This is a genomic window from Bittarella massiliensis (ex Durand et al. 2017) (assembly GCF_017566145.1).
In the GTDB taxonomy this organism is placed as follows: domain Bacteria; phylum Bacillota; class Clostridia; order Oscillospirales; family Ruminococcaceae; genus Bittarella; species Bittarella massiliensis_A.
The window spans coordinates 1-229 of record NZ_JABFCL010000142.1 but is presented as its reverse complement, the minus strand read 5'-3'; the positions used below and the strand labels follow the sequence as shown (position 1 = coordinate 229).

1 pseudogene is annotated in these 229 nt (G+C 48.5%); it reads right to left on the bottom strand.

The features are described 5' to 3' along the window. Positions 1-216, bottom strand: a pseudogene (locus HJY11_RS13785) (FAD-dependent oxidoreductase); the annotation flags it as partial. Between the last annotated feature and the right edge of the window lie 13 nt (positions 217-229).

The following is a 229-nucleotide window of genomic DNA, read 5'->3' as shown; positions in this document are numbered from 1 at the left end:
CCCGCCAGATGTTCTGATCAGATGATCCTCTACTTCTGTCACTACCGTATCTTCATAAATCTGAAGTCCATTTGCCAACTCGCATATAAATTTCAACGGATGAAACTGAGCCTGACCGAAGAAACGAACCGCTCCTGTACAATCCACAGGAATCTCCAGATGGCGCTCCAAAGACACATCGATCCCAAGCCTCTTTGCCGCTTCTGCTTCCTGCATCAGCTTCCCCTCA